Source organism: Paraburkholderia sp. GAS82 (assembly GCF_050436285.1).
In the GTDB taxonomy this organism is placed as follows: Bacteria; Pseudomonadota; Gammaproteobacteria; order Burkholderiales; family Burkholderiaceae; genus Paraburkholderia; species Paraburkholderia phenazinium_B.
The window spans coordinates 543417-559202 of the sequence record NZ_JBNDLX010000006.1 but is presented as its reverse complement, the minus strand read 5'-3'; the positions used below and the strand labels follow the sequence as shown (position 1 = coordinate 559202).

General features: G+C 61.3%; 14 protein-coding genes. 4 read left to right on the top strand and 10 right to left on the bottom strand.

Annotation, left to right across the window (positions count from 1 at the left end; genetic code table 11):
- Positions 1-172 precede the first annotated feature (172 nt).
- The 4 genes from P3T17_RS21730 to P3T17_RS21715 all read right to left on the bottom strand — a co-directional run bounded on the left by P3T17_RS21730 (position 173) and on the right by P3T17_RS21715 (position 5574).
- Positions 173-1183: an NAD(P)H-quinone oxidoreductase gene (locus tag P3T17_RS21730; protein WP_429408825.1), complete on the bottom strand. Its 1011-nt coding sequence runs from the start codon at positions 1181-1183 to the stop codon at positions 173-175.
- A 127-nt stretch (positions 1184-1310) separates the two neighbouring features.
- Entirely contained in the window at positions 1311-3458 is a 2148-nt protein-coding gene (gene pnp, locus P3T17_RS21725; RefSeq protein ID WP_429286220.1) for a polyribonucleotide nucleotidyltransferase, read from the bottom strand.
- Positions 3459-3778: 320 nt separating this feature from the next.
- Positions 3779-4051 carry a 30S ribosomal protein S15 gene (gene rpsO, locus P3T17_RS21720; protein ID WP_074265315.1) on the bottom strand — a complete coding sequence of 91 codons (273 nt, stop codon included), beginning with the start codon at positions 4049-4051 and terminating at the stop codon, positions 3779-3781.
- 215 nt (positions 4052-4266) lie between these two features.
- A complete protein-coding gene (locus P3T17_RS21715; protein ID WP_429408824.1) occupies positions 4267-5574 on the bottom strand; it encodes a branched-chain amino acid ABC transporter substrate-binding protein in 1308 nt (435 codons plus the stop codon).
- Between the two features lie 204 nt (positions 5575-5778).
- Here P3T17_RS21715 and P3T17_RS21710 point away from each other — a divergent pair, with 204 nt between their 5' ends.
- Complete coding sequence (locus P3T17_RS21710) at positions 5779-6339, top strand: hypothetical protein (protein WP_174567516.1); 561 nt, start codon at positions 5779-5781, stop codon at positions 6337-6339.
- Between the two features lie 119 nt (positions 6340-6458).
- Here P3T17_RS21710 and P3T17_RS21705 read toward each other — a convergent pair whose 3' ends face one another.
- The 6 genes from P3T17_RS21705 to P3T17_RS21680 form a co-directional block, all read right to left on the bottom strand.
- Entirely contained in the window at positions 6459-8012 is a 1554-nt protein-coding gene (locus tag P3T17_RS21705) for a 2-isopropylmalate synthase (RefSeq protein WP_074265317.1), read from the bottom strand.
- 436 nt (positions 8013-8448) lie between these two features.
- The gene (gene pssA / locus P3T17_RS21700; RefSeq protein WP_074265318.1) at positions 8449-9318 is read right to left on the bottom strand and encodes a CDP-diacylglycerol--serine O-phosphatidyltransferase; all 870 of its coding nucleotides are present in this window, start codon (positions 9316-9318) and stop codon (positions 8449-8451) included.
- Positions 9319-9342: 24 nt separating this feature from the next.
- Positions 9343-9987, bottom strand: a complete 645-nt coding sequence (locus P3T17_RS21695) for a phosphatidylserine decarboxylase (protein ID WP_074265319.1) — start codon at positions 9985-9987, stop codon at positions 9343-9345.
- 131 nt (positions 9988-10118) lie between these two features.
- On the bottom strand, positions 10119-11135 hold the full coding sequence (gene ilvC, locus P3T17_RS21690) for a ketol-acid reductoisomerase (RefSeq protein WP_074265320.1): 1017 nt from the start codon (positions 11133-11135) through the stop codon (positions 10119-10121).
- Positions 11136-11246: 111 nt separating this feature from the next.
- Positions 11247-11738, bottom strand: coding sequence for an acetolactate synthase small subunit (gene ilvN, locus P3T17_RS21685; RefSeq protein ID WP_074265321.1), 492 nt, complete (start codon positions 11736-11738; stop codon positions 11247-11249).
- A gap of 114 nt (positions 11739-11852) precedes the next feature.
- Positions 11853-13619: an acetolactate synthase 3 catalytic subunit gene (locus tag P3T17_RS21680; protein WP_074265322.1), complete on the bottom strand. Its 1767-nt coding sequence runs from the start codon at positions 13617-13619 to the stop codon at positions 11853-11855.
- A 353-nt stretch (positions 13620-13972) separates the two neighbouring features.
- Here P3T17_RS21680 and P3T17_RS21675 point away from each other — a divergent pair, with 353 nt between their 5' ends.
- Genes P3T17_RS21675 through P3T17_RS21665 form a run of 3 tightly spaced genes read left to right on the top strand, consistent with a single transcriptional unit; the run spans position 13973 to position 15754 of the window.
- On the top strand, positions 13973-14536 hold the full coding sequence (locus P3T17_RS21675; RefSeq protein ID WP_074265323.1) for an RNA polymerase sigma factor: 564 nt from the start codon (positions 13973-13975) through the stop codon (positions 14534-14536).
- Positions 14533-14967 (top strand): DUF3619 family protein, encoded by a 435-nt coding sequence (locus tag P3T17_RS21670; RefSeq protein WP_074265324.1) that lies wholly within the window; start codon positions 14533-14535, stop codon positions 14965-14967. The genes P3T17_RS21675 and P3T17_RS21670 overlap by 4 nt, the downstream gene beginning before the upstream one ends.
- Before the next feature lie 16 nt (positions 14968-14983).
- A complete protein-coding gene (locus P3T17_RS21665; protein ID WP_429408862.1) occupies positions 14984-15754 on the top strand; it encodes a DUF3106 domain-containing protein in 771 nt (256 codons plus the stop codon).
- The last annotated feature ends 32 nt before the right edge of the window (positions 15755-15786 follow it).

Genomic DNA, 15786 nt, shown 5'->3' with positions numbered 1-15786 from the left:
TAGTCGTTTCGTCTTGCTGCGGCGGCGGACCCGGTTTGCACCTCGTTGGCCGCCCGTCGGAATCACGCGGCGCACGCAAAACACGCAATTTTACTGTGAGCAGGCGGATCGGGTCAAACTGCGCGCCCGCAAACCGCCCTTCTCACGCTCAGCCAACGGCCTCGGCCACCGCTCAGGCAGTCCAATCCAGCATGATCTTGCCGACATGCGTGCTGCTTTCCATCAACGCGTGTGCCTCGGCGGCCTGCGCGGCCGGAAACACCTTGTAGATCACCGGCTTGATGTGGCCATCCTCGATGTGGGGCCACACCTTTTCCTTCAGCTGGGCTGCGATCTTCGCCTTGAACTCCACCGGACGCGGACGCAGCGTCGAACCGGTCACCGTCAGGCGGCGGCGCATGATCTCGGGCAAATTCAGCTCCGCTTTCGCGCCACCCAGCGTCGCGATCAACACGATCCGCCCGCCGTCGGCCAACGCCGTCAGTTCGCGCGGCACGTAACTGCCGGCAACCATGTCGAGGATCACATCCACGCCGCGGTCGTTCGTCAGCGACTTGAGGACTTCGACGAAATCCTCAGTTTTATAGTTGATGCCACGCTCGGCACCGAGCTGCTCGCAGGCGCGGCACTTGTCATCGGACCCCGCGGTGGCGAACACGCGAAAACCCAACGCATGCGCGATCTGGATGGCCGTCACGCCAATGCCGCTCGAACCGCCCTGCACCAGCAACGTTTCATTCGCTCCGCCCTCGCCCGCGCCCAGATGCCCGCGTTCGAACACATTGCTCCAAACGGTAAAGAAGGTTTCCGGCAGCGACGCCGCTTCGATATCCGAGAGCCCCTTGGGCGCCGGCAGACATTGAGCGAGCGGCGCGGCGGCATATTCGGCGTAACCACCGCCGGCCAGCAACGCACACACGCGATCGCCAATCTTCAGACCGAACGGGTTGTACTTTTCGTCGAGCGTCCCGCCGACAATTTCGCCCGCCACTTCCAACCCCGGCAGGTCCGACGCCCCCGGCGGCGGCGCATAACCGCCCTTGCGCTGGAACACGTCTGGACGATTTACGCCCGAGGCCGCGACCTTGATCAGCACCTCACCCGCTTTCGGTTGCGGCGTGGGCCGCTCGGCGAGCTTCAAGACGTCCGGCGCGCCGAATTCGGTAATTTCGATCGCTTTCATCTGCGTCACCTCCAAGGTTTGGATTGGACTGCAAACCCGACCTTAGCCCAGTTTGCAATGCGATCCACCCTGCATGAAAAACGGCCGGCGCGCATTCACGCTGCCGGCCGTCCACTACCTTACTGCATTACTGCGGAGTCGGTTCGCCTTGCGGTGCACCCGACCCGGCGTCGTTCAGCAACGCCTTGGCCGAAAGACGCACGCGGCCCTTCTCGTCCGTCTGGATGACCTTGACCTTCACCTGCTGGCCGTCCTTCAGATAGTCGTTGATGTCCTTGATGCGCTCGTTGGCGATCTCGGAGATGTGCAGCAGACCATCCTTGCCCGGCAGGATGTTCACGATCGCGCCGAAATCGAGCAGCTTGAGCACGGTGCCTTCGTAGACCTGGCCCACTTCGACTTCCAGCGTGATGTTCTCGATACGCTTCTTCGCTTCGGCCATCCCTTCGCTGCTGGTGCTGGCGATGGTGACGATGCCGTCGTCCGAAATATCGATCGTCGTGCCGGTTTCTTCGGTCAGCGCGCGGATCACCGAACCACCCTTGCCGATCACGTCGCGGATCTTTTCCGGATTGATCTTGATGGTGATCATGCGCGGTGCGAATTCCGACAGTTGCGTGTTGGCGCCCGACACAGCCGAAGTCATCTTGCCGAGGATATGCAGACGGCCTTCCTTCGCTTGCGCGAGGGCGACCTGCATGATTTCCTTGGTGATGCCCTGAATCTTGATGTCCATCTGCAGCGCGGTTACGCCGTTTTCGGTACCCGCCACCTTGAAGTCCATGTCGCCGAGGTGATCTTCGTCGCCGAGGATGTCGGAGAGGACAGCAAACTTGTTGTCTTCGAGGATCAGGCCCATAGCGATGCCGGCAACGTGCGCCTTCATCGGCACGCCGGCGTCCATCAGTGCGAGGCAGCCGCCGCACACCGAAGCCATCGACGACGAACCGTTCGATTCGGTGATTTCCGATACCACGCGAATCGAGTAGCCGAATTCGTCGGCGCTCGGCAGGCATGCAGCCAGCGCACGCTTGGCCAGACGGCCGTGACCGATTTCACGGCGCTTCGGCGAACCGACGCGGCCCGTTTCGCCGGTCGCGAACGGAGGCATGTTGTAGTGGAGCATGAAGCGTTCGCGGTATTCGCCTTCGAGCGCGTCGATGTTCTGCTCGTCGCCCTTCGTGCCGAGCGTTGCCACCACGAGTGCCTGAGTTTCACCACGCGTGAACAGCGCCGAGCCGTGCGTACGCGGCAGCACGCCGGTGCGGATCTCGATCGGACGCACGGTACGCGTGTCGCGGCCGTCAATACGCGGCTCGCCGTTCAGGATCTGCGAGCGGACGATCTTCGCTTCGATGTCGAACAGCACGTTGCCGACCGTAGCCTTGTCGGCTGCAACCGTGCCGCTTGCTGCAGCGTCTTCTTCCAGCCTGGCCGACGTCGCTGCGTAAACTTCCTTCAGCTTGGTCGAACGCGCCTGCTTGTCGCGGATCTGATACGCGGCGAGCAGATCGGCTTGCGCCAGTTCCGCCACGCGAGCAATCAGCGGCTCGTTCTTCGCGGCCGGTTGCCAATCCCACTCCGGCTTGCCGCCTTCGCGGACCAGTTCATGGATCGCGTCGATCGCGATCTGCATTTGCTCATGGCCGAACACGACAGCGCCGAGCATCACTTCTTCGCTCAGTTGCTGCGCTTCCGATTCCACCATCAGCACCGCGCGTTCCGTACCGGCGACCACCAGATCAAGCGCCGATTCCTTCATTTGCGGACGCGTCGGGTTCAACACGTATTCGTTGTTGATGTAGGCCACGCGTGCAGCGCCGACCGGGCCGTTGAACGGCAGGCCAGACACAGCGAGCGCCGCCGACGCGCCGATCAGCGCGGGGATGTCAGCGGGGATTTCCGGGTTCAGCGACAGGACGTGGATCACGACCTGAACTTCGTTGTAGAAGCCTTCCGGGAACAGCGGGCGCAGCGGACGGTCGATCAGGCGCGAAATCAGCGTTTCGCCTTCCGAAGGACGGCCTTCACGACGGAAAAAGCCACCCGGGATCTTGCCGGCGGCGTAGGTCTTTTCGAGGTAATCGACGGTCAGGGGGAAGAAGTCCTGACCCGGCTTGGCGGTCTTGGCGCCGACTACGGTTGCGAGCACAACGGTATCTTCGACATCGACAATCACAGCACCGCTAGCCTGACGAGCGATTTCGCCCGTTTCGAGGCGAACATTATGTTGCCCCCACTTAAATTCTTTGACGATTTTATTGAACATAGTCATTTTTTCACTCCATCGTTATGCCGCGCGGACCAGAAGCGGCGCGGCAACGCAAGGACCGGCGCTACATGGGAAGAGGAGTGTTATTTATGCCATTCCAGAGAACCACGCCCTACGCGGAGTACGTGCGCGAACCGCTGGAATGACACAAAGCTCTACCCTGAAGCCCGGCTGTGTTGAGTGTTGCCCGCCGCATGAACCGTCACGCTACCGCGGACAACCACCGGTGCACCTCACATGAAGCGCACCGTTCAAAAACAAAATGCCTGTATCAGTGAAACTGACACAGGCATCTTGCTGAGAGCGCCTTACCGCGCGCCCAATTACTTACGCAGACCCAGCTTCTCGATCAGTGCGCGGTAACGGTCCGCGTCCTTACCCTTCAGGTAGTCGAGCAGCTTACGACGACGGCTCACCATGCGCAGCAGACCGCGGCGGCTGTGGTGATCTTTCGTGTGAGCCTTGAAGTGAACGGTCAGTTCGTTGATACGGGTGGTCAGCAGAGCGACCTGAACTTCGGGGGAGCCGGTGTCGTTAGCAGCGCGTGCAAATTGCGCAACGACTTCGGACTTCTTGCTTGTTTCAACTGCGGTCATATCAAATTTTCCTTGAGAACTAAACAGGCGGTCACGGAAGAAAGGCCGTGCCGTGGCTTACAACGAGGGGCGTATTGTAGCACAGCCTGTACAGGCCGCCAGCCCGGTCTTATGGGCGAAATTCTGGCCGCGAGCTTGCCGGATCCGGGCCTGATCCAGGCCAGTGGCGGACCGGTTGTGCGGGTGCCAGTTCAGGCACGCGCTCAGCGGTCTACCTATGGCCGCGTCATCCGGCAGGTGGTCGGTGGGACGGTGCGCTCGGGCGGCAGCGCCAGCACCGTGCGAAAGCCATAACCCGAACCCTCGTTGTCAAAGCGCACACCGGGCGTGCCGGCCTTGTCCATTTCCATCACGTAAAGGGGCTGGATCATTTGATGATCGTCGGCGCGCATCCACGACGGGTGGAAGCCGTTATCGAACTTTATCCCCTCCAGAGCCTTCGCGACCTTCTCAGGCTGTGCGCTGCCGGCTTTATTCATGGCCGCGGCGAGGATTTCGACCAGCAGTTCCATGCGTAACACCGGGTAGTCGTCCTGCGCGGCCGGGTAGCGGGCGCGGAAGGCCTTGTACCAGGCATCTGAGGCGTCACCGCCCGCGTTCGGGTGCCAGTCGGCCACCGCGATCACGCGCTTGACGCCAGCGTCGCCGAGCGCGGCCGGCGCACCGAGGCTGTTGCCGTAGAAGGTATAGAACTTGGTATCGAGACCCTGCTCGCGGGCCGCTTTGACGAGCAGCGTCAGATCGTTGCCCCAGTTCCCCGTCACAACCGCATCGGCCCCGCTGGCGCGGATCTTGGAGATATACGGCGCGAAATCCTTCACGCGGCCAATCGGGTGAAATTCGTCGCCGACAATCGCAATATCCGGGCGTCTCGCCGCCAGCGATGAACGGGCGAGCGCGCTGACATCGTGGCCAAAACTGTAGTCCTGGTTCAGCAGGTAGACCTTCTTGACCGACGGGTCGCGCTGAATCACATCGGCGAGCGCATCCATGCGCATACCCGCGTGCGCGTCGAAACGGAAGTGCCAGAAACTGCAAGCCGCGTTGGTTAGCGCGGGATCGTCGGCGGAGTAGTTGAGAAACAGCTCACGGTTGTCGGGCTCGCGGCTGTTCTGCTTGTCGATCGCGCCGATCAGCGCCGCCGCCACCGCCGAACTGTTGCCCTGCAGGATATAGCCGATATGGCGGTCCGCGGCCGCGCGAAGCTGCAGCAGCGCCTCCTCGGGACTGCCCTTGCTGTCCAGCACGACGAGTTCGAGCTGATGCGCGCCGTCGGCCAGTTTGACGCCGCCATGCGCATTCACCGTTTCGACGCCGAAGCGCAGATTGTGCTCGACCGCGGCCCCGGCGTTCGCGAACGGACCGGACATCCCTTCGATCAGCGCGAGCTGGATCGGCGTGCCGCCCGGCGCCGGGCTCGACTGTGCCCCCGGCGCATTGGCAACCTGCGCGGCCGCCTGCGCCGCTGTCATCACTACCGCCGCCAGCGCCGCCGCTGCGACGCGCCCCCACTTCGCCGCCATGCGCAGCGCTCCTCTGAATCGTCCGAAGCGCGGATCATAGGGCGCACGGCGTGGAATAAGCAAGTGTGGCCGCTCGTTAACGGGATAACTGCAGGGATAACTGCAGTGCGGCTTCACCGCCTTGATACGTCGAGGAACTGCGGGCGTGTCAAAATATTGCGTATCGAGAATAAAAACCGCCATCCAATGCTATCGGAGGAATTCATGCTTACCCGCCTCACATCCGCGTTCGCCTCGACCATCGGGTCGGCACGGCAGCGGCACGGGCATCTGCGGCGCGCGGCGCTCGCCAGCCTCGGCGCGCTGCTGCTCGCGGGCTGCGTGCAGCCGTGGCAGCAATTCCAGCAGGGAGCGGACGAATCCACCATCGTCGCCAAGCTCGGCCCACCGCGCGAAGTCTACGATCTGCCCAACGGCGGCAAACGTCTGATGTGGCCCACCCAGCCGATGGGTGAGACCACCACCGCCGCGGATATCGACGGCTCCGGCAAGATCGTCAGCGTGCGCCAGGTCCTGCAGCCCAACGAGTTCTACAAGGCCGACATCGGCAAGTGGACCAAGAGCGACGTGCTGGTGAATTTCGGTCGTCCGGAAGAAACGTCGTACTACCCGTTGATGAAACGCGAGGTCTGGACCTATCGCTACCTGGAAGACAACGTCTGGTACATGATGTACAGCTTCTATTTCGACGATCAGGGCATCTTGAGGACCACGCAGAAATCGCCTGATCCGCTGCACGATCCGGATCGCCGCAGTTTCTTCTGAGCACGTGGCTCACGCACAGAAGCCTAAAGCCTGAACCACAAGCCAGATGCAACAAGGCCCTCGCCATTGTGCGGCGAGGGCCTTTTTTGTGAGCCGTGGCGCGGGTCGCGCCGCCGGCCTTACACGCCTTCCGAACGCTGCGGATTGAGCTTGTCGACGTTCGAATACAGTTTGTTGAGCGCCGAGATATAGGCTTTCGCAGATGCCGCGACGATATCCGGATCAGTGCCGACGCCGTTCACGATACGTCCGCTCTTCGACAGTCGCACGGTCACTTCGCCTTGCGCCTGGGTACCGGTCGTAATCGCGTTCACCGAATACAGCAATAGCTCGGAGCCGCTGCCGACTTCCGTTTCGATCGCATTGAGCGTGGCATCCACGGGGCCGTTGCCGCGCGCTTCGCCGGTCACTTCCTTGCCTTCGACGGTGAACACGATGCGCGCATGCGGCTGCTCACCCGTCTCCGAGTGCTGCGACAGCGACAGGAACTGGTAGTGCTCTTTCTGCTGCGCCTCGGCCGATTCTTCGGTGACGATCGAGATGATGTCTTCGTCGAAAATCTCCGACTTGCGATCGGCGAGTTCCTTGAAACGCGCGAATGCCGTATTCAACTCGCCTTCGCTCTCCAGCGAAACGCCCAGTTCCTGCAGACGCTGCTTGAACGCATTGCGGCCCGACAGCTTGCCGAGCACGATCTTGTTCGCGCTCCAGCCGACATCTTCGGCACGCATGATTTCGTAGGTGTCGCGCGCCTTCAGCACGCCGTCCTGGTGGATGCCCGACGCGTGCGCAAATGCATTCGCACCAACCACAGCCTTGTTCGGCTGCACCACGAAACCGGTAATCTGCGACACCAGCTTCGAGGCCGGCACGATCTGTGTTGTATCGATGCCGAGTTCGAGGCCGAAATAATCCTTGCGGGTCTTCACGGCCATCACGATTTCTTCGAGCGAGGTGTTGCCCGCGCGCTCGCCGAGACCGTTGATCGTGCATTCCACCTGACGCGCGCCGCCAATCTGCACACCCGCCAGCGAATTCGCCACGGCCATGCCGAGGTCGTTATGACAATGCACGGAGAACACCGCTTTGTCCGAATTCGGAATCCGTTCGCGCAGCGTCTTGACGAGCTGGCCGTACAGTTCCGGCACGCCGTAACCAACCGTATCCGCGATATTGATCGTGGTGGCGCCTTCTGCAATCACTGCTTCCAGCACCCGGCACAGGAAATCCATGTCCGAGCGGCTGCCGTCTTCCGGCGAGAATTCCACGTCATTGGTGAACTTGCGCGCAAAACGCACCGCCAGCTTTGCCTGCTCGAACACCTGGTCAGGCGTCATGCGCAGCTTCTTTTCCATATGCAGCGGCGACGTTGCAATGAACGTGTGGATGCGGAAGTGATCGGCGGGTTTCAGCGCATCGGCAGCGCGCTGAATATCCTTGTCGTTGGCGCGGGCGAGCGAGCAGACCGTGCTGTCCTTGATCATCGAAGCGATCGTCTGGATCGCATCGAAGTCGCCGTTCGAGCTCGCCGCAAAGCCGGCTTCGATGACGTCCACCTTCATGCGCTCCAACTGCTTGGCGATGCGGATTTTTTCTTCCTTCGTCATCGACGCACCGGGCGATTGCTCGCCATCGCGCAACGTCGTGTCGAAAATGATCAGTTTGTCTGCCATCTCGGGTCTCCTGGGAGGATTCGGTCAAATAGGGAGTCGGAAAACGAAATTCGGGTGTTTGCGCCACCGCAGGCGACGCCAAACAACGAACGAGGCAGACGGAGGGCGAAAACGATCAGCGCGGTAGACGCGCTAGCGCTAGCACGCATAGAAGCGCACCGGCTTGAAGAGACTGGAAGGGGAACTGTGAGGTAACCATCCGTAGACTATAGCGGCATTCGGAAAATCGTGCAATTGGCTCGGAACCTGATGCTGCGGCGGCGTCCGCGCCTGGCGGGGCGTCTGCCGCATAGCGTGTCCGCCAAAGAAAAACGGCAGCCGGAAGACCGCCGTTTCGATCGTAACAAGACGCAGAAAGCACCGCGCTGAACCGGGCGCGCAGGCTTGCAACCAAGCCGCGCGCACTCGGCACGTCAGCGCACGTGTCGGAGTTCTGTCAGCGCTCGCGCTGCACCGAACGAGCCGGATTGGCCCTGCCCCGCAACGCCTGGTAGCCCCAGAACACATAACCCGACAGGCCATACAGCACAAACAGGCCAAACAGCATCAACGGCGGGTCGGACGACACCAGCACGAAGGCCATCACCACCAGCAGGATCACGCCGAACGGCACACGGTGCCGCACGTCGAGCGCCTTGCCGCTGTAGAACGGAGCGTTCGACACCATCGTCACGCCGGCATAGATGGTTAGCACGAAGGCGACCCACGGCAGCCAGACCAGCTTGACGGGCACGCGGTTATCGGTGGCGAGCCACACGAAACCCGCGATCAGCGCCGCCGCTGCCGGGCTCGGCATGCCCTGAAAGAAGCGTTTGTCGACCACACCGATGTTGGTGTTGAACCGCGCCAGACGCAGCGCTGCGCCCGAACAGTAGACGAACGCCGCGAGCCAGCCCCAGCGCCCCAGGTCCTTCAGCACCCATTCGTACATGACGAGCGCCGGCGCGACGCCGAACGACACCATGTCCGAGAGGCTATCGAACTGTTCGCCGAAGGCGCTTTGCGTATGCGTCATCCGTGCGACGCGGCCGTCCATGCCGTCGAGCACCATGGCGACGAAAATCGCAATCGCGGCCACTTCGAAGCGCACGTTCATGGCCTGCACGACTGCGAAGAAGCCGCAGAACAGCGCCGCTGTAGTGAACGCATTAGGCAGCAGGTAAATGCCGCGCTTTCTCAGAAACTGCTGGCGCGCTGCGCGGCGGCTGTCGATCGGCACTGCGTCCTGCACCATCGGCTTGTTGCGACGGAACGGCCGCGGCTGCGGTGCAGCCGTGTTACGGGGACGACGCTTGAATGCGGCCATCGGAAAAACCTCCCTTGTGCCGCTTTATAGTTCGAGTTCGGCAAGAATGGTCGACGATGCCGAAACCTTCTCGCCAATCGACACACGCGGACGGCTGCCCACCGGCAGATACACGTCGACACGCGAGCCGAAGCGGATAAACCCGTAACGTTGACCGCGCGTGAGCGGCTCGCCGGAGCGCACATAGCAAAGAATACGGCGAGCGATGAGACCGGCGATCTGCACCGAGGTCACGGTATGGCCGCTGGCCGTTTCGATCACCAGCGCGTTGCGTTCGTTTTCGGTCGAAGCCTTGTCCACCGCGGCGTTCAGGTACGCGCCCGGGAAATATTCGACTTTCGAAATGGCACCGTCCACCGGGGAGCGTTGCGAGTGCACATTGAACACGTTCATGAACACGCTGATTTTCAGCGCTTCACGGTTCGCATACGGATCGTGCGTCGTTTCGACCGCCACGATGCGTCCGTCAGCCGGGCACAGCACGGCATTGGGTTGCGTGGGAATGGGACGAGCCGGATCGCGGAAGAACTGCACGACGAAGATGAGCAGCAGCCAGAACAGCCAGGCAAAGCCGAATCCCGCGAAGGCTTGGATCAACAACGCAACGACGGCCGCGATGGCAATAAATGGCCAGCCTTCGCGCGCGATGATCGGATGAGGGTAATTCATGGATTGGCTTCTGTATTTTTGTAAAACCGTAGGATAGCAAAAGCCGCCCAGGGTTCAGCACCCTTGGGCGGCTTTTTGCATGACCGGCGCCTTTCGTAAAAGCGCCGCGCCGGTCAGGAACGACAGCTAGCTTAGTTCTTCGACTGGTCGACCAGCTTGTTCGCGGCGATCCACGGCATCATCGAACGCAGCTTTGCACCGACCGTTTCGATCTGGTGTTCAGCCGTCAGACGGCGACGCGATTGCAGCGTCGGCGCGCCAGCCTTGTTTTCGATGATGAAGCTCTTGGCGTACTCGCCCGTCTGAATGTCGGTCAGCACCTGCTTCATGGCCTTCTTCGTTTCAGCCGTCACGATCTTCGGACCCGTCACGTACTCGCCGTATTCGGCGTTGTTCGAGATCGAGTAGTTCATGTTGGCGATACCGCCTTCATAGATCAGGTCGACGATCAGCTTCAGTTCGTGCAGGCACTCGAAGTACGCCATTTCCGGCGCGTAGCCCGCTTCCACCAGGGTTTCGAAGCCAGCCTTGATCAGGTCGACCGTACCGCCGCACAGAACCGCCTGTTCGCCGAACAGGTCGGTTTCGGTTTCTTCGCGGAAGTTCGTTTCGATGACGCCGGCACGGCCGCCGCCGTTCGCTGCTGCGTACGACAGCGCGATGTCACGTGCTGCGCCCGACTTGTTCTGCGCAACCGCGATCAGGTGGGGCACGCCGCCACCTTGCGAGTAGGTGCTGCGCACCGTGTGGCCCGGAGCCTTCGGCGCGATCATGATGACGTCCAGATCCGCACGCGGGATCACCTGGCCGTAATGCACGTTAAAGCCGTGTGCGAAGGCCAGCGCTGCGCCTTCCTTGATGTTGGCGTGCACTTCCTTGGCATAGACTTCGGCGATCTGCTCGTCCGGCAGCAGCATCATGACGACGTCTGCGCCCTTCACGGCTTCCGCCACTTCCTTGACCTGCAGGCCGGCGTTCTCCGCCTTGCTCCACGATGCGCCGCCCTTGCGCAGACCGACCGTGATCTTCACGCCGCTTTCCTTCAGGTTCAGCGCGTGAGCATGGCCTTGCGAGCCGTAGCCGATGATGGTGACTTGCTTGCCCTTGATGAGGGAAAGGTCAGCGTCTTTGTCGTAGAAAACTTTCATGTCTGTTCCTTGGCTAAATTCAGTGAAATCGGTGAAATTCAAATAGTGCGAATGTATTGCATGGCCGGGTGGGTGCAGGCACTGCCCGGCCTCGATCGATACAAGCCGGCGTCAAACCTTCAGAATGCGTTCGCCGCGACCGATCCCCGAGCTGCCCGTGCGGACCGTTTCGAGAATCGCGGTGGCGTCGAGCCCTTCAATGAAGGCATCGAGCTTGTTGCTCGCGCCTGTCAGTTCAATCGTATAGGTCTTCTCGGTGACGTCGATGATGCGGCCGCGGAAAATGTCCGACATCCGTTTCATCTCTTCACGTTCCTTGCCGACCGCCCTTACCTTGATCAACATCAGCTCGCGCTCGATATGGGCGCCCTCGGTCAGGTCGACCACTTTCACCACCTCGATCAGGCGGTTCAAATGCTTCGTGATCTGTTCGATCACGTCATCCGAGCCAATGGAAACGATGGTCATGCGCGACAGCGAATGGTCTTCGGTCGGGGCCACCGTCAAGGTTTCAATGTTGTACCCGCGTGCGGAAAAGAGGCCGACCACGCGCGAGAGCGCGCCCGGTTCGTTTTCCAGCAGGACGGAAATAATATGTCTCATGATTTCGCTTCTTCCAGATGTTTTGTCGACGTATGCGAGCCGGTTCGCGCCGCTTCGTTCGCCCTCGCCTTTTGTGGAGGCGCGCAGAAAGAAGCCGGCGCTACAGAACCGTCGTTATAGATCTTCCGCCCCGAGCAGCATCTCAGTGATGCCCTTGCCGGCCTGAACCATCGGCCAGACGTTTTCGGTCGGATCGGTCTGGAAGTCGAGAAACACGGTGCGATCCTTCAGGCGCAGCGCTTCCTTCAGCGCCGGCTCGACGTCCGCTGTCCTCTCAATCCGCATGCCGACATGGCCGTATGCTTCGGCGAGCTTCACGAAATCCGGCAGCGCATCCATGTACGAATGCGAATAGCGCTTGCTGTATTCGATCTGCTGCCACTGGCGCACCATGCCCAGATAGCGGTTGTTCAGCGAAATGATCTTGATCGGCGTTTCGTACTGCTTGCAGGTCGAGAGTTCCTGGATGCACATCTGGATCGAGCCTTCGCCCGTGATACAGAGCACGTCGTCGTCCGGGTGCGCCATCTTCACGCCCATCGCCGCCGGCAGGCCGAAGCCCATCGTGCCGAGACCGCCGGAATTGATCCAGCGGCGCGGCTTGTTGAAGCGATAGAACTGTGCCGCCCACATCTGGTGCTGGCCGACGTCCGAACACACGAAGGCATTGCCGTCGGTGAGCTCATACGCCTTTTCCACCACGTACTGCGGCTTGATGATGTCGCTCTTGCGGTCGAACTTCAGACAGTCTTTGGCGCGCCAGGCTTCGATGTCCTTCCACCAGGAGGCGAGCGCCGCGGTGTCCGGGCCATGTTCGGCCGTCTGCAACTGCTCGATCAGCTCCTTCAGCACTTCCTTGACGTCGCCCACGATCGGAATGTCGACCTTGACGCGCTTGGAGATGGAGGAAGGATCGATGTCGATATGGATGATCTTGCGCGGCACCGACGAAAAATGCGCCGGGTCGCCGATCACACGGTCGTCGAAGCGCGCACCGATGGCGATCAGAACGTCGCAGTTCTGCATGGCCATGTTGGCTTCGTAGGTGCCGTGCATGCCGAGCATGCCGAGGAATTTCCTGTCGCTCGCGCGATAGCCGCCCAGTCCCATCAACGTGTTGGTGACAGGGTAGCCGAGCAGATCGGCAAACTGGTTCAGCTCACGCGACGCATCCGCCAGGATAATGCCGCCACCGGTGTAGATATACGGACGCTTCGCGCCGAGCAGCAAGGACACGGCCTTGCGGATCTGGCCCGAGTGGCCTTTCGTCACCGGGTTATACGAGCGCAGCGACACGCTCTTCAGCGGTTCGTACTGGCAAGGCGCTTTCGATACGTCTTTAGGAATGTCGATCAGCACCGGGCCGGGCCGGCCGGTACGGGCAATGTAGAACGCTTTCTTGACGACGGCGGCGAGATCGCGCACGTCCTTCACGAGGAAGTTGTGCTTCACGCACGGACGCGTGATGCCGACCGTATCGCACTCCTGGAACGCATCCTGGCCGATGGCGGCTGTAGGCACCTGGCCGCTGATCACCACCAGAGGAATCGAATCCATGTAGGCGGTCGCGATGCCGGTCACCGCATTGGTGACGCCGGGGCCGGAGGTCACGAGACACACGCCGACCTTGCCCGTGGAACGCGAATACGCGTCTGCGGCATGGACAGCGGCTTGTTCGTGGCGCACGAGGATGTGCTGGAATTTGTCCTGCTTGTACAGCTCGTCGTAGATGTAGAGTACCGAGCCGCCAGGATAGCCCCAGACAAACTCGACGTCTTCGTCGGCCAATGCGCGCATAAGCACGGTGGCGCCAATCGAGGAGTCAGTTTCGCGATGGGGAGTCGTATCCGACGTGGAGAATTCCGCGCTGGGCATATTCATCACAATCACCTTTCGAATTTTCGGCAAAAAATTGATCGGGTGCTCTCTGCCGGGCTTGTGGCTCGGGTTCAAGCGGCGCGTCCACTTTGACAGGTGAGCTTCTTGGGCCACACCTCAAATGAGACAAGTCACTTATGTTGCGAACCGTCGAAGATATCTGCTGACGGCGAGATGGTCAAGAAAATATTTCCGCGCCATCCGTCCCAGGATGGTCAAAACAGGACAAAACGCTGTCGCAGGCATCGATAGGGCTTCGTGTTTTTCCCCAGCGGGGCGAAAGTTTGTTAGCATCCGCCAGTTTTACGACAATTTCGATCGATTACGCGCACGCTCGCTGCGCCGACCCCCAACGGATGGCATCAGACAAGGAACTCGCCGATTTTCTGGCGGGCGTCGAAAGGCGCGCGTTCAAGCAGACGGTCTACGCCGTGCGGGACGACGACGCCTCGCTCGACATCGTGCAAGACGCGATGATCAAGCTCGCCGAAAAATACGGCGACCGACCAGCAGCTGAACTTCCGCTGCTGTTTCAGCGTATTCTGCAGAATGCGATGCACGACTTTTTTCGTCGGCAGAAAGTGCGCAATACTTGGGTCAGTCTGTTCTCGTCGCTCGGGAACTCCGAGGATGACGAATTCGACCCGCTGGAGACATTCGAAGCACAAGAGGGCTCCGTCGGCGCCGAGAGCAATGAACAGAAGCTTGAGCGCGAACAAGTCTTACAGTTGATTGACGACGAGATCCAAAAATTACCGGCACGTCAACGGGAGGCGTTTCTCATGCGTTATTGGGAAGATATGGATGTCGCCGAGACTGCTGCTGCGATGGGCTGCTCCGAGGGCAGTGTAAAAACACACTGTTCGCGAGCCACGCATACGCTGGCACAAGCGCTCAAGGCCAAAGGAATCACGCTATGAGCTCCTCTCTCGATACAAAAGAACTCGAATTCGCGCGGCAAGTACGCCGCGCGCTCGACGAAAACGCCGCCAGTATTTCCCCCGCCGCCGTTGACCGGCTCGCCGTGGCGCGCCGCGCTGCGCTCGCCCGCAAGAAGCCCGAGCCAGTGAGCGCGCCCGTGTTCGTGCCCGCCTTCGCCGGCGCTGCCGGTGCGCTGTCCGGCATGCCGCAGGCCGAAGCCCCGCACCGCCGCCGTTCGCCGCTGCGCCGCTTCGCGCTTGCCTGGCCGCTGGCGGCGCTCGTGGTCAGCCTCGTGGCGATCGCCTACTGGGAAGACCAGCAACGCACCGCTGAACTCGCCGATATTGACGCCGCAATGCTGAGTGACGATCTGCCGCTCAACGCATACCTCGATCACGGCTTCAACGCGTATCTGTCGCGCGCGCACTAAGCGGGAGACTTTTCGGGTGAGTTACAAGCGCGGCCTCGCCGTTGTTTTCGGGTGTGCCATTGCGGCCCTCGTGTCATTTGCCGCCACTTATCCGCGCTTCTACCCGAGCGCCTCGACTGTTGCGGCGCCGACGGCTGCTGGCGGTTCGCCCGCCAAGCCTGCTACCCCGGCATTGGGCGTTGAAATTCCGGGACTGGCCAGCAACAGCAGCCCGCTGTCATGGTCGCGTCTCTCCGATGCCGAGCACGTCGCCCTGGCGCCATTTGCCGACGTGTGGGATACCTTCAGCGTCGAACGTAAGCGAAAATGGATCAAGATCGCCTCACGTTACTCGAAGTTGACGCCTGAACAACAAAAAGGCCTGCACGACCGCATGACCGAATGGGTCCGCCTGACGCCGGACCAGCGCCGCGTCGCGCGGGAAAACTACCAGGTTTCGAAGGAACTGCCGCGGGAGGCCCGCCAGAAGGCCTGGAAGGCGTATCAGCAGTTACCTGAAGAGCAGAAAGAGCGGCTCGCGGCGAGCGAGCGCAAGCGGCGGCCAACGGTCGTGAGCGCTCCGCCCACCGGTAAAAGTGAGCTAAAAGACATCGAACGCCTAGTCAACGGCCGCGAACGGGCCGCGAGCGGTGTCGTGGCCACGGCCAGCGCGTCGGCTACCGGCGGCGCACTGCCGGTCGCGCCTGCGCTGCCGCCCTCCGGCAGCCTTGTCCCGCCGGCGCCCGCGCCGACTCCGGCGCCGATCATGCCACGCGAAACACCGTCGATTTACAACGGCGGCTCCTGAACACGGCGCGCCCGATCCGGCCTCGGCTCCTG